This window comes from Streptosporangium sp. NPDC048886, assembly GCF_055586905.1.
The window spans coordinates 243,922-263,050 of sequence record NZ_JBVJHH010000003.1 but is presented as its reverse complement, the minus strand read 5'-3'; the positions used below and the strand labels follow the sequence as shown (position 1 = coordinate 263,050).

19 protein-coding genes are annotated in these 19,129 nt (G+C 73.0%); 11 read left to right on the top strand and 8 right to left on the bottom strand.

All coding sequences use genetic code 11. The features are described 5' to 3' along the window. Positions 1–177 precede the first annotated feature (177 nt). The 3 genes from ACZ6R6_RS05280 (at position 178) to ACZ6R6_RS05270 (ending at position 5,427) form a co-directional block, all read left to right on the top strand. A complete protein-coding gene (locus tag ACZ6R6_RS05280; RefSeq protein ID WP_470090321.1) occupies positions 178–2,511 on the top strand; it encodes a sodium-translocating pyrophosphatase in 2,334 nt (777 codons plus the stop codon). Positions 2,512–2,692: 181 nt separating this feature from the next. Continuing rightward, positions 2,693–3,190, top strand: a complete 498-nt coding sequence (locus ACZ6R6_RS05275) for a SixA phosphatase family protein (protein WP_470090320.1) — start codon at positions 2,693–2,695, stop codon at positions 3,188–3,190. 149 nt (positions 3,191–3,339) lie between these two features. Next, complete coding sequence (locus ACZ6R6_RS05270; RefSeq protein WP_470090319.1) at positions 3,340–5,427, top strand: FUSC family protein; 2,088 nt, start codon at positions 3,340–3,342, stop codon at positions 5,425–5,427. Here ACZ6R6_RS05270 and serB read toward each other — a convergent pair. Continuing rightward, a complete protein-coding gene (gene serB, locus ACZ6R6_RS05265) occupies positions 5,408–6,631 on the bottom strand; it encodes a phosphoserine phosphatase SerB (RefSeq protein WP_470090317.1) in 1,224 nt (407 codons plus the stop codon). The genes ACZ6R6_RS05270 and serB overlap by 20 nt on opposite strands. A gap of 115 nt (positions 6,632–6,746) precedes the next feature. Here serB and ACZ6R6_RS05260 point away from each other — a divergent pair, with 115 nt between their 5' ends. Further along, positions 6,747–7,460, top strand: coding sequence for a GNAT family N-acetyltransferase (locus ACZ6R6_RS05260; protein ID WP_470090316.1), 714 nt, complete (start codon positions 6,747–6,749; stop codon positions 7,458–7,460). Continuing rightward, on the top strand, positions 7,457–8,320 hold the full coding sequence (locus ACZ6R6_RS05255; RefSeq protein WP_470090315.1) for a lysophospholipid acyltransferase family protein: 864 nt from the start codon (positions 7,457–7,459) through the stop codon (positions 8,318–8,320). The genes ACZ6R6_RS05260 and ACZ6R6_RS05255 overlap by 4 nt, the downstream gene beginning before the upstream one ends. 139 nt (positions 8,321–8,459) lie before the next feature. On the opposite strand, the gene ACZ6R6_RS05250 is transcribed toward ACZ6R6_RS05255, so the two are convergent. The 5 genes from ACZ6R6_RS05250 to ACZ6R6_RS05230 all read right to left on the bottom strand — a co-directional run bounded on the left by ACZ6R6_RS05250 (position 8,460) and on the right by ACZ6R6_RS05230 (position 12,540). Further along, the gene (locus ACZ6R6_RS05250) at positions 8,460–9,140 is read right to left on the bottom strand and encodes a response regulator (protein ID WP_470090313.1); all 681 of its coding nucleotides are present in this window, start codon (positions 9,138–9,140) and stop codon (positions 8,460–8,462) included. Positions 9,141–9,295: 155 nt separating this feature from the next. Then, the gene (locus ACZ6R6_RS05245) at positions 9,296–9,853 is read right to left on the bottom strand and encodes a hypothetical protein (RefSeq protein WP_470090312.1); all 558 of its coding nucleotides are present in this window, start codon (positions 9,851–9,853) and stop codon (positions 9,296–9,298) included. 216 nt (positions 9,854–10,069) lie between these two features. Further along, complete coding sequence (locus ACZ6R6_RS05240) at positions 10,070–10,609, bottom strand: hypothetical protein (RefSeq protein ID WP_470090311.1); 540 nt, start codon at positions 10,607–10,609, stop codon at positions 10,070–10,072. A gap of 88 nt (positions 10,610–10,697) precedes the next feature. Then, a complete protein-coding gene (locus ACZ6R6_RS05235) occupies positions 10,698–11,819 on the bottom strand; it encodes an S-adenosylmethionine:tRNA ribosyltransferase-isomerase (protein WP_470090310.1) in 1,122 nt (373 codons plus the stop codon). A gap of 55 nt (positions 11,820–11,874) precedes the next feature. Continuing rightward, complete coding sequence (locus ACZ6R6_RS05230) at positions 11,875–12,540, bottom strand: SDR family NAD(P)-dependent oxidoreductase (protein ID WP_470090308.1); 666 nt, start codon at positions 12,538–12,540, stop codon at positions 11,875–11,877. A 123-nt stretch (positions 12,541–12,663) separates the two neighbouring features. Here ACZ6R6_RS05230 and ACZ6R6_RS05225 point away from each other — a divergent pair, with 123 nt between their 5' ends. Beyond that, complete coding sequence (locus ACZ6R6_RS05225; RefSeq protein WP_470090307.1) at positions 12,664–13,785, top strand: GAF domain-containing sensor histidine kinase; 1,122 nt, start codon at positions 12,664–12,666, stop codon at positions 13,783–13,785. Beyond that, positions 13,782–14,414, top strand: a complete 633-nt coding sequence (locus ACZ6R6_RS05220) for a response regulator (protein ID WP_470090306.1) — start codon at positions 13,782–13,784, stop codon at positions 14,412–14,414. Before ACZ6R6_RS05225 ends, ACZ6R6_RS05220 begins: the two co-directional genes overlap by 4 nt. 32 nt (positions 14,415–14,446) lie before the next feature. Here the strand turns inward: ACZ6R6_RS05220 and ACZ6R6_RS05215 are convergent, their stop codons facing one another. Then, positions 14,447–15,166, bottom strand: coding sequence for a hypothetical protein (locus ACZ6R6_RS05215; protein WP_470090305.1), 720 nt, complete (start codon positions 15,164–15,166; stop codon positions 14,447–14,449). Between the two features lie 65 nt (positions 15,167–15,231). Between ACZ6R6_RS05215 and ACZ6R6_RS05210 the strand changes: the two genes are divergently transcribed. From ACZ6R6_RS05210 to ACZ6R6_RS05195, 4 genes are all read left to right on the top strand, one after another. Then, complete coding sequence (locus ACZ6R6_RS05210) at positions 15,232–16,026, top strand: ABC transporter ATP-binding protein (protein ID WP_306860571.1); 795 nt, start codon at positions 15,232–15,234, stop codon at positions 16,024–16,026. 93 nt (positions 16,027–16,119) lie between these two features. Continuing rightward, positions 16,120–17,034: an SPFH domain-containing protein gene (locus ACZ6R6_RS05205; RefSeq protein ID WP_470090303.1), complete on the top strand. Its 915-nt coding sequence runs from the start codon at positions 16,120–16,122 to the stop codon at positions 17,032–17,034. A gap of 77 nt (positions 17,035–17,111) precedes the next feature. Then, positions 17,112–17,867, top strand: a complete 756-nt coding sequence (locus tag ACZ6R6_RS05200; RefSeq protein ID WP_470090302.1) for a sulfite exporter TauE/SafE family protein — start codon at positions 17,112–17,114, stop codon at positions 17,865–17,867. A gap of 29 nt (positions 17,868–17,896) precedes the next feature. After that, on the top strand, positions 17,897–18,124 hold the full coding sequence (locus ACZ6R6_RS05195) for a hypothetical protein (RefSeq protein ID WP_306860563.1): 228 nt from the start codon (positions 17,897–17,899) through the stop codon (positions 18,122–18,124). Between the two features lie 65 nt (positions 18,125–18,189). On the opposite strand, the gene ACZ6R6_RS05190 is transcribed toward ACZ6R6_RS05195, so the two are convergent. After that, on the bottom strand, positions 18,190–19,101 hold the full coding sequence (locus ACZ6R6_RS05190) for a Rieske (2Fe-2S) protein (protein WP_470090301.1): 912 nt from the start codon (positions 19,099–19,101) through the stop codon (positions 18,190–18,192). Positions 19,102–19,129 lie beyond the last annotated feature (28 nt).

The window sequence follows — 19,129 nt, the reverse complement described above, 5'->3', positions numbered from 1 at the left end:
ACCGGCCAAGGTTTGTCCTTCGGAGCGGCCCGTGAAACGGGTCCGATTCCGTGGGAAGTCTGCGGACGCAACCGGAAGCGGCACTGCCAACACCCGGAGTGCGCCGCTCCGTCAGCCGACCATTCACCGCAGCGCACTCCGGGCAGGACGTGTTCCCGTCTTGCCGAGGAGAGTCGGATGTCTGTGCTCCATCTAGCCGTTGCCGAAGAGCCAGCGGTATCCCTGAGCGGTTCTCATTTCAACATCGTGATAGTGGTGGCCGTCGTGGCCCTGCTCGCACTCGCCGTCGCCGGCGTCCTCGTGCGGGAGGTGCTCGCCGCCGGTCAAGGCACCGAGCGTATGCAGAACATCGCGCGCGCCGTACAGCAAGGAGCCTCCGCCTACCTGGCGCGGCAGTTCCGGACACTCGCGGTGTTCGTCATCCTGATCCCCTTCCTGCTCTACCTGCTCCCCGCCGAATCGACCGCCGTGGCCATCGGCCGGTCGGCTTTCTTCGTCGTCGGCGCGCTGTTCTCCGCGCTGACCGGCTTCATCGGCATGTGGCTGGCCGTCCGCGGAAACGTCCGGGTCGCCGCGGCCGCCCGTGAGACGGGCGAGAAGGTCGCGATGCGGATCGCCTTCCGCACCGGCGGCGTGGCCGGCATGATCACCGTCGGCCTCGGCCTGCTCGGCGCCGCCATCGTGGTGATCGCCTACGGCGGCGACGCCCCGGCCGTGCTGGAGGGCTTCGGCTTCGGCGCCGCCCTGCTCGCCATGTTCATGCGGGTCGGCGGCGGCATCTTCACCAAGGCCGCCGACGTCGGCGCCGACCTGGTGGGCAAGGTCGAGCAGGGCATCCCCGAGGACGACCCGCGCAACGCCGCCACCATCGCCGACAACGTGGGCGACAACGTCGGCGACTGCGCGGGCATGGCCGCCGACCTGTTCGAGTCCTACGCGGTCATGCTCGTGGCCAGCCTGATCCTCGGCAAGGTGGCCTTCGGCACCGAGGGCCTGGTCTTCCCGCTGATCGTGCCGATGATCGGCGTGATCACCGCGATCATCGGGATCTTCACCACCGCCCCGCGCAGCGGCGACCGCTCCGGCATGGCCGCGATCAACCGCGGCTTCTTCATCTCGGCCGTCATCTCGGCGATCCTCGTCGGCGTCGCGGCCTTCCTCTACCTGCCCAGCAGCTTCGCCGGCCTGACCGGGGTGAGCCCGGAGATCGCCGCGGTCACCACCGACCCGCGCCTGATCGCCATCGGGGCGGTGCTCATCGGACTGGTGCTGGCCAGCGCCATCCAGATCCTCACCGGCTACTTCACCGAGACCAACCGCCGTCCGGTGAAGGACATCGGCGAGAGCGCCCGCACCGGCCCCGCCACGGTCATCCTGTCCGGCATCAGCGTCGGCCTGGAGTCGGCGGTCTACTCGGCGCTGATCATCGGCGCCGCCGTCTACGGGGCGTTCCTGCTCGGCTTCGGCAACGTCACCATCGCCCTGTTCGCCGTGGCCCTGGCCGGCACCGGTCTGCTGACCACGGTCGGTGTGATCGTGTCGATGGACACCTTCGGCCCGGTCTCCGACAACGCGCAGGGCATCGCCGAGATGTCCGGAGACGTCGACGGTGAGGGCGCCCAGGTCCTCACCTCGCTCGACGCCGTGGGCAACACCACCAAGGCCATCACCAAGGGCATCGCGATCGCCACGGCGGTGCTCGCCGCGACGGCGCTGTTCGGCGCCTTCCGGACGGCGATCGAGACCCAGCTCGCCAGCGCGACCCAGGGCGTGAAGGACGCGCTCGGCTCCTTCGGCACGTTCAGCCTGAGCGTCGACTCCCCGAACGTGCTGGTCGGCCTGGTCATCGGCGCCGCGGTGGTGTTCATGTTCTCCGGCCTGGCGATCATGGCGGTCGGCCGGGCGGCCGGCCGGGTGGTCTTCGAGGTGCGCGAGCAGTTCCGCACCAAGCCGGGGATCATGGAGGGCACGGAGCTGCCCGACTACGGCAGGGTCGTCGACATCTGCACCCGTGACTCGCTGCGCGAGCTGGCCACGCCCGGCCTGCTCGCCGTGCTCACCCCGATCGCCGTCGGCTTCGCCCTCGGCTACGCGCCGCTCGGCGCGTTCCTCGCCGGTGCCATCGCCTGCGGCACGCTGATGGCGGTGTTCCTGGCCAACTCCGGCGGCGCCTGGGACAACGCCAAGAAGCTGGTCGAGGACGGCCACCACGGAGGCAAGGGGTCGCCCGCCCACGAGGCCACCGTCATCGGTGACACCGTCGGCGACCCGTTCAAGGACACCGCGGGCCCGGCGATCAACCCGCTGCTCAAGGTGATGAACCTGGTGGCGCTGCTGATCGCCCCGGCCGTGGTGGCCTACGCCGACAACGTGGCGCTGCGGATCGGCGTCACCGTGGTCGCGGCGGGCATCGTCGTCGCCGCGGTGATCGTCTCCAAGCGCCGGTCGGCGAGCATCGCCCCGACCGAGGAGAACAACGTCAAGCGCGAGCGGGAGCCGATCTCCAGCTGAGCGAGGGCCGGCGGAAGGGGTGCGCGGGGCCGCGCACCCCTTCCGCGCGTGCGGGGCCCCTCGGTGGGAAACTTGGGCGTATGGAACAGCAGCCCTCCGGAGGCAAGTCACTCATCCTGATCCTGCTGGCGATGGCCGCGGTGTTCGCGGTGATCGTGGGGATCGCCATGTGGGCGGCGAGGTGACGACACGCACGCTGGTCGTGCTGCGGCACGCCAAGGCGGCCCACATCCCCGGCCTCGCCGACCGGGAACGCCCCCTCACCGAGCGCGGGCAGCGCGACGCCCGCCGGGCCGGTGAGGCGCTCACCGGCATGGACCTCCGGCCCGACCTGGTGCTCTGCTCGCCGTCGACGCGGACCAGGCAGACCGCCGGGCTGGCCCTGCCCGGTGCCGACATCACCTTCGAACCGGCCATCTACCAGGCATACTCCGATGAGCTCCTGTCCCTGATCCGGCGGAGCGACCCCGAGGTCCGCACGCTGATCCTGGTCGGGCACAACCCCGGTGTCCACGAGCTGGTCCTGGACCTCACCACGGGGGACGACGGCCCCGGCGCCACGGGGCACGACGACCCCGGTTTCCCGCCCGGCGCGTTCGCCGTCATCGAGACCGAGGGCGAGTGGGCCGAGCTCGACGCGGGACGCGGTGTCGTCCGCTGGAACCCCAAGGACCACTGAGCACAGCGTCGCCGGAGGCTCCGGTCACCGTACGCCCGAAAGTCCCGGTGGCCGTACGGCCGGAGGTCACCGGTCACCGGGAGCACTAAGTGCCCGGAGGGCGGGCAGGAAGGTCACATCCCCCCGTCCTGACGACCTCGGGGGGTGGCATGCGGAAGATCGCCGAGGCGCTGCGGGGCGACTTCGTGATCTCCGGCCGTCCCGCCTGGGGGTACAGCCTGCTGTGCGCGCTGGGCATCTGCCTGCCGCTGCTGCTCGGCGTCGTGCTCGGCCGTGTCCCCCAGGGTGCGGCGACGGCCCTGGGCGGCTACCTCACCGTCTTCGGGGACGCCCCGGGCCTGCCGTACGGCGAGCGCGCCCGCAAGCTGCTCGTCGCCACGCTCACGGTCACCCTGGGCTCCGGCCTCGGCGCGCTGATGCAGCCCCATCCCTGGCCGGCCGTCGCCGTGATGGGACTGGTCGCCCTGGCCGGCGGATACTGGCCGGTGATCAGCGTCTCCTCGATGCTCGCCGTGGCCCTGGCCTACTTCGCCCCGGCGGGCATGAGCGTGCCGGTCCGCATGGAACTCACGGCGGCCGGCGGCCTGCTGATGACGCTGCTGCTGGTGGTGCTCTGGCCGGTGCGCCGCCTCCAGCCGCTCCGCGCGGCCCTGGAGGAGGCCGGCACGGCGCTCGCCGACCTGCTGGAGGCCGGGGGGCGGGCCCCGCTGTCTGACGAGAGCTGGGAGGTGCTGCGCCGCCGTGCCGGGACCGCGGTGGACGACGCGGCCCGGGCCTTCTGTCTCTACCGGGTCTCGGAGGAGGACGACCGGGCTCTGCGGCGGCTGCTGGCCACGCTGACCCGCATCCTCCACGAGACCGTCGCCCTGCGCGTGCTGCGGGCGGCGGCCGCGCAGACCGACACGGGCACCGAGTGGGCCGGAGCGCTGGAGGAGGCGGTCGGGCCGCTGGCCCGCGCGCTGCGGGAGGCGGTGTCGCTCGGCGGTTCGGCCGCGGTGCCCGAGGCGCTGGAGGCGATGGGGCGCTTCGCCGGGCGGGTCGAGGAGGTCCGCCGCTCCGCCCACGCGGGTGAGGCGCCGCTGCCCGCGGCCGCGCTGCTCGGACAGGTCCGCCGGTGCCTGGACCGGATCGGGATGGCGGTGCGGTCGGTGGCGCAGCAGGCGGCCGAGGGGGTCGAGATCGGGCCGCGCCTGCCCAGGTTCGGCCGGTTGCGCAGGCCGGTGTTCTCCACCGGGTACCACCCGGTGCGGCTGGGCCTGGCGGTCTCCCTGGCCATGGCGCTGATGCTGGTGATCCACGAGCACTACGCCAAGTGGTTCGTGGTGACCGTGATCGTCAGCCTTCGCCCGGCGTACTTCGACACGGTCGAGCGGGTGGTGCTGAGGACGGCCGGCACCGCGGTGGGCGCGGCGGGCGCGGCGGTGGTGCTGGCGGTCGCGCCCGGCCACCTCTATCTGCTGCTGTTCATCGCGGTCTGCGCGGTGCTGGGGTTCGCGCTGCGCGGGACCAGCTACGGGTACTGGACGATCTTCGCCACCCCGCTGTCGCTGATGCTGTCGGACTTCTCCCTGCCGCTCGACTGGGGCGCGGCGGCGGCCCGGGTGGTCCTGACGGTCGCCGGCGGGGCGCTGGCGCTGGCCTTCGCCCGGCTGCTGTGGCCCCGGGGCCAGCGGGCGGAGCTGACCGGCAGGGCGGTGGACATGCTCGGGCGGCACGCGGCGCTGGTGCGGTCGCTGATCGACCAGGACCCCGACGAGGTGCGCGCCGGAGTCTCCTCGGCCGCCGACGCCGCCGACCGGTTCGCGGCCTCCCTGGACCGGCTGGACAAGGAGCCCGGGGGCAGCGCGCCGCAGCGGCTCAGGGACGCGGTGACGGCCGCCCGGCGGTTGCGGGACAACGCGCTGGCGCTGTTCGCCGTGCCGCCGCCCGGCGAGGAGTCCGGGCCGACGGCGACGGTGCTCGACATGGTCGCCGACCGGCTGGAGAACGTCGCCGAGGCGGTCGGGACGGAGCGCCCCGAGACGCCGCCCGACGATCTGGACCGCGTCCTGGACGAGCTCGGCGCCCACGTCGACGTGCTGGCGGCGCGCCGGCTGGACGAGGTGGCCGGGGGCGCGGCCGATCAGATGACCGGGGTGCGCCGCGGGATCATGCACGCCGCCGCGGCGCAGCCGACGCTGAAGGGGCTCAGCGCCGAGGCTCTCCGGTTGGCGGCGCTCACCGCTCCACGAAGGTGACGCCGTCTTCGGCGTCGGCGGCCTCGACCTCGGCGCGGGGGATGCCGAGCAGGTAGAGGATCGAGTCGAGGTAGGGCACGTTGACCGCGGTGTCGGCGGCCTGGCGGACCACCGGCTTGGCGTTGAACGCGATGCCCAGGCCGGCCGCCGCGATCATGTCCAGGTCGTTGGCGCCGTCGCCGATGGCCACGGTCTGGCTGATCGGGATGCCCGCCTCGCGGGCGAAGCGCTCCAGGGCCCGCGCCTTGCCGGGACGGTCGACGATCTCGCCGACGACCCGCCCGGTGAGCACGCCGTCGACGACCTCCAGGGTGTTGGCCGCGGAGTAGTCGATGCCGAGATCCTGGACGAGGGAGTCGGTGAGCTGGGTGAACCCGCCGCTGACGATCGCGAACCGGTAGTCCAGCCGCTTGAGCGTCCGCACCAGCGTGCGGGCGCCGGGGGTGAGCACCAGCTCCTTGCGGACCTTCTCGAAGATCTCCTCGGGGAGACCCTCCAGCAGCGCGACCCGGCGGCGCAGCGACTCGGCGAAGTCGAGCTCGCCGCGCATCGCCTCCTCGGTGACCCGGGCGACCTCCTCCAGGCAGCCCGCGTGCTCGGCCAGCAGCTCGATCACCTCGGCCTGGATGAGCGTGGAGTCCACGTCCATCACGATCAGCCGCTTGGCCCTGCGGTGCAGGCCGGTCCGCTGCACGGCCACGTCGACCTGCTGCGCGTGCGCCTCGGCGGCGAGCTCGGCCCGGAGCGCGTCGGGGTCGGCGCCGGAGACGGCCAGCTCGATGCAGGTCACCGGGTAGTTGGACAGCCGCTCGATCCGGTCGATGTTGGCGCCGGCCGCGGCGATCCGGCCCGAGATGCCGGCCATCGCGGCGGGCTGCAGGGGCGAGCCGAGCACGGTGACGTGCAGCCGCCCCCGGCGCCGCTTCTCCTGCGGGTCGGAGCCGGTGGACAGCTCCACGTGCAGGCCCATGTCCTCGGCGGTCCGCTCGACCGCGGTCCACAGGGCTCCTATGGTGCTGCCCGTGCCGGTCGGGGTGTCGCCCGCGTAGGCGACGAGGACACCCAGGGTGAGCCGGCCCCGGATGACGACCTGCTCGACGTCGGCGACGAGGACGGGGAAACCGGCCAGGACGGAGAAGAGCCGCGAGGTGACCCCGGGGCGGTCGGGGCCGGTCAACGTGATCAGAAGCGTGCGCTGGTTCATCGGTATCTAAGCTACTTGGCCCCGGAATCGAGCGTGAATGCGGTTCATCATCCGGACGCCTGAAGTTCGCGGTCCCCTTCCGCCCCGCGTCACCTGCGACTGTCTTCATGAACTCATGACGACCATCCCCGTAGAGCAACGCCTCGCTCGCTACACGGTCGGGCTGGCCACCACCGCTGTCGAGATGCGTGCGGCCCAGCGCCTGCGCCACCGGGTCTTCGCCGAGGAGCTGGGCGCCCGGCTGGAGACCCCCATCACCGGCCTGGACGTCGATCCGCTCGACGCCTACTGCGACCACCTGCTGGTACGGCACGGCGGCACGGGTGAGGTCGTCGGCACCTACCGGCTGCTCGCCCCCCGCCGGGCCGACCGGTCCTACGCCGACTCCGAGTTCGACCTCGGCGCGCTGTCCGGGATCCGGGCGGACCTGGTCGAGGCGGGCCGGGCCTGCGTGCACGCCGACCACCGGTGCGGCACCGTGGTCGGGCTGCTGTGGGCGGGCATCGCGCGTTACATGCTCGCCGGAGGGCACGGCTGGCTGGCCGGGTGCTGCTCGGTGCCGGTGGCCGACGCCGCGGGGGTCATGGACCGGCTGCCGCTCGCCCCGCCGGAGTATCGCGTCACCCCGCACCGCCCCTGGCGCGGCGGCCCCGCCGCCGGGCGGGTCGTGATGCCCGCCCTGCTGCGGAGCTACATCCGGCTGGGCGCGTGGGTCTGCGGGCCGCCCGCCCACGATCCCGACTTCGGCACGGCCGACTTCTTCGTCCTGCTGTCGATGGCCAACCTGGACCCTCGCTACCTGCGGCACTTCCTGGGAGCCCCCGCATGAACCCGTGGCTGCCGATGGCGCCGTGCATGCCCGCCACCTGCCTCACGCCGCCGGCCGCGAGGGTGTCCCGGCCGCGCCGGGTCCTGCGGCTGACGGCCGTCGCGCTGTCGGTCCTCGTCGGGGTGGTGCCGGCGCTCCTCGCCCGCGGGGCCGGTACGGCGGGGCGGGTCCGGCTGGCGAGCCTCTGGTCCCGGCTGGTGCTGCGGGCCCTCGGCGTCCGGATCGAGGTGCGGCGGGGCTTCACCTTCCTGGCGGGTTCGGCCGCGGGGCTCCGCGTGGTCCCCGTCTCCGAGGCGGCCCCGCTGATCGTGGCCAACCACGTCTCGTGGCTGGACCCGCTCGTCATGTCCGCCGTGCTGCCGTCGCGCCCGCTGGCCAAGCACGAGGTCCGGAGGTGGCCGCTGATCGGCCTGCTGGCGACGGGGGCGGGCGCGCTGTTCATCGACAGGGACCGGCTGTCGGCGCTGCCGGAGGCGGTCGGCCGGGTGGCCGCGGCGCTCGGCGAGGGCCACCCGGTGACCGCCTTTCCGGAGGGCACCACCTGGTGCGGCCGGGAGATGGGAGCCTTCCGGCCGGCCGTGTTCCAGGCGGCGCTGGACGCCGGGGCCCCGGTGCGGCCGGTGGCGATCAGGTATCTGGGCCCGGGCGGGCTCCCGGCCGGCGTGGCCGCCTACGTCGGCGACGACACCCTGCCCGCCTCGATCCTGCGGATGGCGGCGTTCCGGCGGCTGACCGTGGAGGTGACGCTGCTGCCCCCGGTCCAGGCTCGCGACCGCAGGTCCCTGGCCTGGGCGGCGGAGTCCTCGATCGCCTCGGTGGTGGTCGCCCCGGCCGTGCACGGTGTCCCGGTCGCGGCCTGAGCCCGTCCGTGTGGGGTGTCCCGGCCGCGGCCTGAGCCCGTCCGTGTGGGGTGTCCGGGTCACGGTCTGAGCCCGTCCGCGCGTGTCCTCCGGGGGCGCTGCCCGGACCGGCCGGGCCGGTGCCGGCCCGGCCGGCGCGTCACCGCGGTCCGAGGTAGGCGATGACGGCCGCCACCCGCCGGTGGGTGTCGGGGCTGTTCTCCAGCGCGAGCTTCAGGAAGATCGAGTTGACGTGTTTCTCGATCGCGGAGACCGACAGGTGCAGGGCGCGGGCGATGCCGCCGTTGGACAGGCCGTGCGCCATCTCCCGCAGCACGTCCAGCTCCCTGGGGGTCAGCTCGGCGGGCGGCGGGTTGTCCCGCACCCCGCGCTTGGCCAGCAGGCCCTCCACGACCTTGGGGTCGATCACCGACCCGCCCGCGGCCACCGAGCGGATCGCGCCGAGCAGCTCGTCGATGTCGCCGACCCGGTCCTTGAGCAGGTACGCCCGGCCCTCGGTGCCGTCCCTGAACAGGTCCAGCGCGAACATCGCGTCGGAGAACTGGGAGAGCACCACGACCCCGATGTCCTGCGAGGCGCCCCGGATCCGGTGCGCGGCGTCGATCCCCTCCATGCCCGCGCGCACGAGCCCGGCCGAGCCGGGCATCCGGATGTCGGTGACCACCACGTCGGGCCGGAGCCGCCGGGCGGCGTCGAGCAACTCGTCGGCGGTGCCCACGGCCGCCACCACCTTGATCTCCCCGGATGTCTCCAGGAGCCTGCGGGTGCCCTCCCGCACCAGGTAGTGGTCCTCGGCCAGGACGACCCTGAGCTCAGTCATGGACCGTGCGGTATCCGGAAGTGGTCATAGGCAGATCCTGCCCGGTGCCGGGGCCGGACGCATATGAGGTTGTCCGCACGCCCGCGCTCCGCACGGGGTCCGGAGAGCGGAGAGCCCCCGCCCTGGGACAGGGCGGGGGCTCCCACGGCGTGCGGCTAGCGCGTGATCCTGGTCTTGACCTTCTTCACGAAGTACCAGCTCTTGATGCCCAGGCGCTCGTACTCGTCACGGCTCAGGTTGTCCGCGCCGGTCGGCTCGTCGTAGGTGTCGACACCGAGGATGGCCTCGGCGGTGCCCTTGGACTTCTTGCCGAGCTTCACCGTGATCTTGATGCTGTCGTACTCGCCCACCTCGAGGGCGTAGGGGGTCCAGCACCAGAAGCCGTCCTCGTACCAGTCGCACTCGGTCCCCTTGGGGGCGCCGACTCGGACGACCTTGGAGCCCTTGGGCAGCCCGCCACCGAGGTAGTAGGAGGTGGCCTCGTAGGGGCCGGTGTTGGTGGCCTTGATCGAGTAGGTGATCGTCGCTCCGGCCCGGGCCCTGCTCGGCGCCGAGATCTTGACGTCGAAGGAGGAGTAGGGGTCGTCGGCCTTCTGGACGGCCGCGGCCGGGGCCTTGGCGGGAGTGGCCGAGGCCGGCGTGGCGAGCAGGGTCGTGCCCGCGAGCGGAATGGCCAGGGCCAGAGCGGCGATCCTGTGGATCGGGTGGCGCATTAAACGTCTCCCAGTTGAGGGGTGCGAGGGCGCTGCGGTCGCCCCCGTGAAAGTCCGCAGCGTTTTATCACACATATTAGATAAAGTAAAAATTATCTATGTAAAGTGATTTATTGGGGCATAGGCCGGACAGTGGCGGCCGTACGGAACGGCCGGGGTCCCGCGTCGGGCCGCCCGCCTCGCACGGGCCGCCCGCGTCCGCCGTCCGGATGCGGACTAGCGGAGGATCCGGGTCTTGACCCGCACGTACTTCAGGTCGCTGCCGACGTCGATGCCGTGGATGTCCAGGGTGTCGAGCCCGCCCGCGGGGACGTCGATCGACGCCGAGGCGAACTCGGCCGACGCGGTGCCCCGCGCGCTGCTCCTGAGCCAGACCTTGACCTTGATCGTGGCGGTCCGGCCCGGCCGCAGGGTGTCGAGCAGGCAGCCCACCTCGCGCCCGTCGGCGTCGCAGACGGAGCCGGAGGGGCCGGTGATCCGAACCTTGCTGGCCTGCTTGGGGGCGTAGCCGCCGATGTAGGCGATGTCGGTGGACCACTCGCCGACGTTCTTGGTCTTGAGCGTGTAGGTGATCGTGTCGCCCGCGTAGGCCCGGCGCGGGTAGAAGGCGGTCAGCTTCAGCGGCGAGAGCGGTGGGTTCACGTGGGCCGCGGCCGGCGCGGCCGGGACGGCCGGCGCGGCGTTCGCGGTGCCAGGGGCGAGGAGCAGGCCTCCCGCCAGGGCGATGGCGGCGGAGGCGGTCAGGTGCCGGCGCATTCTTACTCCAGTCGGAATCAGGGGTTCCCCGTTGTCTGCTGGGCCCAGCATGGGACGTCCGACTTGGAAACCCCTTGTGCCTGACTGGCTATCGGACGATCAGGTGGACATCGCCGAATTCGTGCCAGAGATAACCCTCCTGCAGAGCCTCCCGGTAGCTCCGGGAGAGCAGCCCGTCCCCGGCGATCGCCGACAGCATCAGCAGGTGGCTGGAGCGCGGCTCGTGCAGGCCGGTGATCAGGCCGTTCACCGCCCGCACCCCGGACGAGGGGGTCACCAGGTGCGAGGTCCAGCCCCGCGCGGCCCGCAGCGGCCCGCCGGCCGACGCGGCCGTCTCCAGGGCCCGCACCACGGTCGTGCCCACCGCGATCACCCGGCCTCCGGACCGGCGGGTGAGCTCGACCTGCCGCGCGGTCGGCTCGGGCACCTCGAACCACTCCGGATAGGGCGGCTCGTCCTTCTCCGGCGAGGCCACCCCGGTGTGCAGGGTGATCGGCGCGACGCCGACCCCGCGCGAGACCAGTCCGGTCACCAGCTCCGCGGTGAACGGCCGTCCGGCGCTGGGCATCTCCGCGCTGCCGGGCCGGACCCCGAACACGGTCTGGTAGTCGGCCAGGGGCCAGTCCCGATCCACGTAGGAGTAGCGGATCGGCACGCCGTAGCGGCGCAGGTAGGCGGGGACCTCGCGGTCCAGCCGGGCCCGCCACAGGCGCGGGGTCTCCCGCTCCAGCAGGCGCAGCGTGGCCCCGCCGGGCAGCGGCAGCCACTCTCCGGGCGCGCCGCCCTGGTAGGGCTCACCGGCCGCCTCCGCCTCCGTGGCCGCGTCCCCGGCGGGCCCTCGCCGCTCGCGCGGGTCCCGCCCGGCGGACGCGCCCGCGCGGCCGGGCCCGGACCCGCGCTCCACCCGGCGGCGCAGCTCCACCAGCCAGGTCCCGTCCTCGCGCTCGGTGGAGAAGTGCACCGCCAGCCGGTCGAGCCGGACCGCGGCCGGGAGCGTCGCGGAGTTGTTGACCACCAGCAGGTCGCCGGGGTTGAGCAGGCCGGGCAGCTCGGTGAAGGTGTGGTGGGCGATCTCGCCGGTGGCGCCGTCGGAGACCAGGAGCCGCACCCCGTCACGGGCCAGCCCCCGCGCCTCCGGCGGCTCGTGCGCCTCCAGATCGTGCGGGAGCACGAAGTCGGGGGCCATGGCGTCGGTCGCGGGCGCGCTCACGGCGCCTCCTCCGCCGCTCCCGCCGGCCGCCGGCCGTGACCGCCGGGCCGCCCGCTCATGAGTGGCTCACCCGGCCGCTCGCCGGACGCTCCTCGATCAGCCGCCGCAGGGTGGGCACGACCGTCTCCGGCGCCGGGGCCGTGGCCGCGTCCCCGGCGCCGACCGCGTCGGCGAGCATCGCCGTGTTCATCTCGCCCGGGTCGACCCACCAGACCGCGACCCGCTGCTCCTCGACGGCCAGCACCTTGGACAGCTGCTCCAGGGCGGCCTTGGTCGCGCCGTACCCGCCCCAGCCCTCGTACGCCTCCACCGCCGCGTCGGAGGAGATGTTGACGATCGCGCCCCGCCGCTCCCTGAGCCAGGGCAGGGACGCCTGGACCAGCGCCAGCGGGGCCAGCACGTTGGCCCTGAACAGGTCTTCGAGCACGTCGAGCGGGTAGCCGGCCAGGGGCGGCAGCGGGACCGCGCCCAGCCCGGAGGCGTTGTTGACCAGCAGGTCCAGCCCGCCGTGGTCCTGTACGACGTGCGCCAGCCGGTCCCGGTGGGCCGGGTCGGCGACGTCCCCGGCGAGGGCGACGGCGCCGAGCTCGTCGGCGACGGGCTTCAGCGCGTCCGCGCCCCGCGCGGTGAGGATGAGCCGCCAGCCGTCGGAGGCCAGGGAACGGGCCAGGGCCAGGCCGAGCCCGCGGGAGGCGCCGGTGATGAGTGCGGTCTTCGTCATGGCCTCGACGGTAGGGAGCGGACCGCCCGCCCACATCGGCCGCGGGACCGGCCCCCCATGGGCTGATGGACCTAAGACCCATGGCGTAACGCCGCGGCGGACCGCGGCGCCTAGAGTTTTCCCGTGAACGAAGACCAGGAGGCCGTCCTGCACGCGGTGAGCTCCGCCGTGCTCGCGGTGACCAGGCATCTGTCGGTCCGGGAGGTGCTCCAGGTCATCGTACGCTCGGCGCAGCAGCTGCTGGACGCCCGCTACGCCGCCCTCGGCGTGCCCGACGACGAGGGGGCCTTCGCCGAGTTCGTCGCCGAGGGCATCTCCGACGAGGAGTGGGACGCGATCGGGCCGATGCCCCGCCAGCACGGCATGCTCGGCGCGATGCTGCGGGAGGGCGCGCCGGTCCGGCTGCCCGACATCCGCAGGGACGCCAGGTTCGAATACTGGCCGCGGGCCCATCCGGTGCTCAAGGACTTCCTCGGGGTGCCGATCCGCGACGGCGACCAGGTGCTCGGCATCGTCTTCCTGTCCAACAAGCGGACCCCGGGCGGTTTCACCGAGGCCGACCAGCGGCTGCTCACCATGTTCGCCGCGCACGCCGCGATCGCGCTCACCAACGCCCGCCTCTACGAGCGGGGCCGGGAGCTGGCTCTGGTGGAGGAGCGCACCCGGATGGCCCGGGAGCTGCACGACGCGGTGACCCAGAAGCTGTTCTCGCTCCGGCTCACCGCCCAGGCGGCGGCCTCGCTGGTGACCCGCGACCCCGACCGGGCGCTGGGGGAGCTGGAGCGGGTCGAACGGCTGGCGGGAGAGGCGCTGTCCGAGCTCCGCGCGGTGATCGTGGAGCTCCGGCCGGCCGAGCTCGACCGCCACGGCCTGGCCGAGACGCTCGGCAAGCACGTGCGCCTGCTGGACCGGCTGCACCCGGCGTCGTTCACCTTCGAGGAGATGACGATGTGCCCGCTCGAACCGGCGACCGAGGTGGCGGTGCTGCGGGTGGCCCAGGAGGCGCTGCACAACGCCTCCCGGCACGCGGCGGCGCGGGCCGTGGGCGTCCGGCTGGGCTGTGAGGCGGGCCGGGTGGTCCTGGAGGTGCGGGACGACGGGGCGGGGTTCGACGTGGCCGCCGCCGCCGGGCGTGGGCTGGGCATCGCGTCGATGGAGGACAGGGCGCAGGCCCTGGGCGGGAGCGTGCGCGTGACGTCGGAGTCCGGCGGAGGGACCCTGGTGCGGATGGAGGTGCCGGTGTGATCCGCGTGCTGATCGCCGACGACCACCCGGTCGTCCGGCAGGGCCTGCGCACCTTCCTGGACCTGCAGGACGACCTCGAGGTGGTCGGGGAGGCGGCCGACGGCACCGAGGCGCTCGCCCTGGTCGCCTCCCTCGCCCCCGACGTGCTGCTGCTCGACCTGAAGATGCCGGTCCTCGACGGCCTCGGCACGCTGGTCGGGCTGGGCGAGCGCGGGCTCTCGCCGCGCGTGCTGGTGCTGACCTCGGTCAGCGACCGGGAGGACGTCGCCCCGGCGATGCGGGCCGGCGCGTCCGGGTTCCTCTACAAGGACGTCGACCCCGTCGCGCTCGTCCAGGCCATCCGCGCGGTCCACGGCGGCCAGGTGCTGCTGGCCCCCGAGGCCGCCGAGGCGATGCTGGCCGCCCCCGCCTCCACGCCGGCGGCCGGCGGGCCCGTGGTGCCGCTGACCGACCGGGAGCGCGAGGTGCTCACGCTGATCGCCTCGGGCCGCTCCAACCGCGAGATCGCCCGGGAGCTGGCGGTGGCGGAGAAGACCGTGAAGACCCACGTCTCCAACGTGCTGATGAAGCTGGGCGTGCAGGACAGGACCCAGGCCGCCCTCTACGCGGTACGGCACGGCCTGGCCTGATCCCGCCCGCCCGGGAGCCGCCGGAGCGGGAGCTAGACGAGTTCGGTGATGGAGTGGTGGGCGGCCACGCGTGCCCGCCGTACGGCGCGGTCGAGGTCGCGCAGGGCCCCGCTCCGGGTGACGATCTGCCCCGAGGTGAGCCCCCGGTCGTCGGCGACCTGGAGCACCGCGGTGAGCCGGGCGGCGAGGGCGGCGACCCGGTGGGCGCGGGCCGGGTAGCCGGGGGCCAGGCCGTCGTCGACGGTGCTGACCCGCCGGTGGCCCTGGGCCGGGCCCTCCACGCCGAGCAGCGCGTCGGTGGCCGCGCGCATCGCCATGGTCAGGGCGTGTTCGGCCTCGGCCAGGGAGGGGATGTCGGGGGCGTTAGTGCTGGCCTCCAGTACGCTCCAGCGCACCCCGGCGTACGATGACCCGCGGCGGTCCCGCACGGGGACCAGACCGAGGCACCTGCTGGCAAGCACGGCTATCGCCGCCTGTCCGGCCTCGATGGCCGCGGAGTTGAAGGGGGGCGGTCCGGTGAGTCCGAGCGGGTCGCCCGCCGCGGGGAGCGCCAGGCGCAGGGATTTCATGCCCTCGACGCGCAGATCGGCGAGGAAGCGGCGGAGGGGGAGGTCGCCGTCGTCTCCGGCGACGAGTTGGGGACCGGCCTGCCGCTCCACGCGGTCGGCGGCCTCGTCGAGGCCGACCTGCCCGGTGAGCCAGGCGTTGCCCCAGCAGACCAAGGTGGCCGAGATCGGTGAATCAGGGTGCACCGATCCACGATATGCGCTTGTCCTGCAATAGGTTTTGTTCGAGTGATTCACGAGGAGGCGTAGGGATGGGCGGTCAGGTGCTTCGGCTACAGGACGTCACCGTCCGCAGGGACGGGGCGGCCCTGCTGCGGGACATCGAATGGACCGTTCACGAGGACGAGCGGTGGGTCGTCATCGGCCCCAACGGCGCGGGAAAGACGACGCTGCTGCAGGTCGTCGGGGCGATGCTGTTCCCCACCGAGGGCATCGTGGAGATCCTGGGCGAGCGGCTCGGCCAGAGTGACGTGTTCGACCTGCGACCCCGCATCGGGCTCGCGAGCGCCGCGCTGGCCGAGAAGGTGCCGCCGGAGGAGAAGGTCATCGACCTGGTGCTCACCGCCTCCTACGCGATCCTCGGCCGCTGGACGGAGGAGTACGACTCCAACGACGTCACCCGCGCCGTCGAGCTGATCGATCAGCTCGGCTGCGCCCACCTGATCCGGCGCCGGTTCAACACCCTGTCGGAGGGTGAGCGCAAGCGGGTGCAGATCGCCCGGGCGCTCATGCCGGACCCCGAGCTGCTGCTGCTGGACGAGCCCGCCGCCGGGCTGGACCTGGGCGGCCGGGAGGATCTGGTCCGCCGCCTGGCGACGTTCGCGCACGACCCGAAGGCGCCCACGATGGTCCTGGTCACCCACCACGTGGAGGAGGTGCCCAGCGGGTTCACCCACGCGCTGCTGCTCCGGCACGGCTCGGTGATCGCCCAGGGCCCCATCGACCACGTGATGACCGCCGAGAACCTGTCGCGCACCTTCGGCGTCCCGCTCAACCTGGAGCGCGGGTCCGACGGCCGCTGGTACGCCCGGGCGCATCATTTCTGAGACCCTTGTCGGCTGTTCAAGAGCCGGCAACGGTAAAACGAAATAGCATCTCGGAGCGGGTGACCTGGTTGACTCGACCGTCCGGGGTGGCTGATGGAAACGCTTGTCGCCGCATTCGTCGTGGTGGCCGCTGCGGGGTTCTCCCTGTTCCGGGCGGTCCACGTCGTCCCCCAGGCCAGCGCGGCGATCGTGGAGCGGCTCGGCCGCTACCACCGCACGCTCGATCCCGGGCTGAGCCTGGTGATCCCCTTCATCGACCGGATCAGGCGGACGGTCGACCTGCGCGAGCAGATCGTCTCGTTCCCGCCGCAGCCGGTGAGCACCTCCGACAACCTCGTCGTCTCCGCCGACACGGTCGTCTGCTTCCAGGTCGTCGACCCCCGGGCCGCGACCTACGGGGTCGCGGACTTCCGGACGGGGATCGAGCAGCTCGCCGTGGCCACGCTGCGCAGCGTGGTCGGCGCCGTGGAGCTGGAGCGCGCGCTGACCTCGCGTGAGGAGATCAACGCCGAGCTGCGCCGGGCGCTCGGCGGCGCCGCCGCGGAGTGGGGGATCCAGGTCAACCGGGCAGAGCTCAAGACGGTCGACCCGCCGGCCTCCGTCCAGGAGTCGATGGAGCGGCGGCTGCGTGCCGACCGCGACAAGCGGGCCGCCGTCCTCGCCGCCGAGGGGCACAAGCAGGCGGCCATCCTCACCGCCGAGGGGCACCGGCACGCCGAGGTGCTGAAGGCGCGGGGCGAGGCGGAGGCCGTGGTGCTCCGGGCCCAGGCCGACGCCGAGGCGGAGGCGATGCGGGCCAAGGGCGAGGCCGACGCGATCGGCATGATCTTCCGCGCGATCCACGAGGGTCGGCCGGACCAGCGGCTGCTGGCCTACCAATACCTGCGGACGCTCCCGGAGATCGCCAGGGGCGGCGCCAACAAGGTGTGGATCGTGCCGTCGGAGCTGGGCAAGGCGATCGAGACCCTCGGCTTCTTCGATACGAAGGACACCCCCGACGCCGGTTGAGGTCCGTCCCCCTCCTAGCATCCGGTGAGTGCCGTGCACCGTCCGTGGGCGCGAGCCGTACGAGTGAGGAGGGCGTCATGACGCCATGGGAGGCCGTCGCGATTCTCGCGGCCGGGATCGGGGCCGGGGGCATCAACGCCGTCGTCGGCTCGGGATCACTGATCACGTTCCCGACGATGGTGGCCGTGGGGCTGCCGCCGATCGTGGCCAACGTCTCCAACAACATCGGGCTGGTACCCGGGTCGCTGACCGGCGCGCTCGGCTACCGGGCCGAGCTGAAGGGGCAGCGCGAGCGGCTGGTCCGGCTGGGCGCCGGTTCGATCGTGGGCTCCCTCATCGGCGGCGTGCTGCTGCTCTTCCTGCCCGCCGACACCTTCGACGTGGTGGTGCCGGTCCTGATCGGCCTGGCGTGCGTACTGGTGGTGATCCAGCCCAGGCTCAACGGGTGGCTGAGCGCCCGGCGGGAGGACCCCCATCCGCACGGCGGGCCGTGGCTGTGGCTCGGGGTGTTCGCCGCCGGGATATACGGCGGCTATTTCGGCGCGGCCCAGGGGGTGCTGCTCATCGGACTGCTCGGCAGCTTCCTCGACGACGACCTGCAGCGGGTGAACGCCGCCAAGAACGTGCTGTCGCTGCTGGTCAACGCCACCGCGGCGGTGCTGTTCATCGCGGTGGCGGAGGTGGACTGGCGTGCGGTGGCGCTGGTCGCGCTGGGAGCCACGGTCGGTGGTTTCCTCGGTGCGAAGGTCGGCCGGAAGCTGCCGGCGCCTGTATTGCGAGGTTTCATTGTTTGCGTGGGAATCGTAGCGATAATCAAACTGGTGTACGCCTAAATTCATCTGTTTTAGGGCATGAAGCGAACATGAAAGGCGACAAGGTAGAGATCGTCATCGACGCGGGCGACAGCTCGCGTACCTACGAAGTCGTCGCCACCAAGGCTGGCCGCCGGGTCGAGGTGTCCAACCGTCGCGGTGGCGTGGTCGAGGTGAGCGAGGTCACCCGTAGCGGTACGGCCGTGCGCACCGCCCGGTTCATGTCCAGCCGGATCCTCGCCCTGGTCGAGCATCCGGCCGACGGCAGGCCGGACTGACATCCGGGCGGCGGCCCCGCCCGGGCCGGGCGGACCTGGGGCACCCCTCAGGTCCCGGGCACCCCTCAGGTCGGGGCCGGCCGGACCTGGAGCACTCCGTCGCGGCGGATCCGGGTCTCGAAGGACGGCTGCGGGGCCGTGGCGGGGCCGTGCGCGACGGTCCCGTCCGACAGCCGGAAGGTGCTCCCGTGCCACGGGCACACCACGCAGGCGGTGCCCTCTTCGGAGATCAGGCGCCCCTGGTGCAGCGGTCCGGCCAGGTGGGAGCAGCCGTCGGCGAGCACGGTGACCCCGTCGCCGACCCGCAGCACGAACAGGTCGATGTAGCCCAGCCGTCTGGCCACCGGACGTCCGTCCGGCAGGTCCCTGAGCTCGCACAGGTCGTGCCAGCCCAGCGGGACCAGATGCGCGACCGACTCGGCGTGGTTGGCCCCGGCCGCCTGCCGGTAGGCCAGGTGACCGCCGAGCTGGCCGCCCAGCCCGGCCGCGCCCAGCGCCGCGAACGACAGCATCCGGCCCCGCCGTTCGTCCCCGGACAGCCGCAGCGCCAGCGAGCCGGCGTAGAGCCCGAAAGCGGTCAGGTTGGCGATCGCGTGCACGAATCCGACCCGCTGCTGCTCCCGGTGGAGGGCGGACCAGTCGGTGACCCCGGCCGCGACGGCGGGCAGGGCCGTCACGAGGCCGGTGGCGAGCACCGTCCGCGCCGCGCGCGGCTCGGAGCGGGTCAGGTCGAGCACCGCGGTCGCCGCCCAGCAGCCCAGGCTGAAGGTGACGAGCGGCGGGTGGAGGGGCTTGCCGGTGGGGACCCCGTGCAGCAGGTCGCGCAGCCATCCAGGGCCGATCCGTCGGCGTACGGCCTTGGCCGCTATCCGGATCGGCCGGTCCATCCTGGTCGACCGTTCGATACGGCCGGCGAGGTCGACCGGGGGTACCAGGTGCCTGAAGCTGCGGCGTTTCGTTTTGACGGTTTCCTTCACGATCGCCCCCTTCTCAACCCATAGGGAC

Excerpts from the sequence above, each read along its gene's own strand:
- ACZ6R6_RS05250 (WP_470090313.1), bottom strand. The coding sequence starts at position 9,140 with ATGACTGAGCTCAGGGTCGTCCTGGCCGAGGACCACTACCTGGTGCGG.
- ACZ6R6_RS05240 (WP_470090311.1), bottom strand. The coding sequence starts at position 10,609 with ATGCGCCGGCACCTGACCGCCTCCGCCGCCATCGCCCTGGCGGGAGGC.
- ACZ6R6_RS05230 (WP_470090308.1), bottom strand. The coding sequence starts at position 12,540 with ATGACGAAGACCGCACTCATCACCGGCGCCTCCCGCGGGCTCGGCCTG.
- serB (WP_470090317.1), bottom strand. The coding sequence starts at position 6,631 with ATGAACCAGCGCACGCTTCTGATCACGTTGACCGGCCCCGACCGCCCC.
- ACZ6R6_RS05205 (WP_470090303.1), top strand. The coding sequence starts at position 16,120 with ATGGAAACGCTTGTCGCCGCATTCGTCGTGGTGGCCGCTGCGGGGTTC.
- ACZ6R6_RS05200 (WP_470090302.1), top strand. The coding sequence starts at position 17,112 with ATGACGCCATGGGAGGCCGTCGCGATTCTCGCGGCCGGGATCGGGGCC.
- ACZ6R6_RS05280 (WP_470090321.1), top strand. The coding sequence starts at position 178 with ATGTCTGTGCTCCATCTAGCCGTTGCCGAAGAGCCAGCGGTATCCCTG.
- ACZ6R6_RS05195 (WP_306860563.1), top strand. The coding sequence starts at position 17,897 with ATGAAAGGCGACAAGGTAGAGATCGTCATCGACGCGGGCGACAGCTCG.
- ACZ6R6_RS05270 (WP_470090319.1), top strand. The coding sequence starts at position 3,340 with ATGCGGAAGATCGCCGAGGCGCTGCGGGGCGACTTCGTGATCTCCGGC.
- ACZ6R6_RS05260 (WP_470090316.1), top strand. The coding sequence starts at position 6,747 with ATGACGACCATCCCCGTAGAGCAACGCCTCGCTCGCTACACGGTCGGG.
- ACZ6R6_RS05255 (WP_470090315.1), top strand. The coding sequence starts at position 7,457 with ATGAACCCGTGGCTGCCGATGGCGCCGTGCATGCCCGCCACCTGCCTC.
- ACZ6R6_RS05210 (WP_306860571.1), top strand. The coding sequence starts at position 15,232 with ATGGGCGGTCAGGTGCTTCGGCTACAGGACGTCACCGTCCGCAGGGAC.
- ACZ6R6_RS05245 (WP_470090312.1), bottom strand. The coding sequence starts at position 9,853 with ATGCGCCACCCGATCCACAGGATCGCCGCTCTGGCCCTGGCCATTCCG.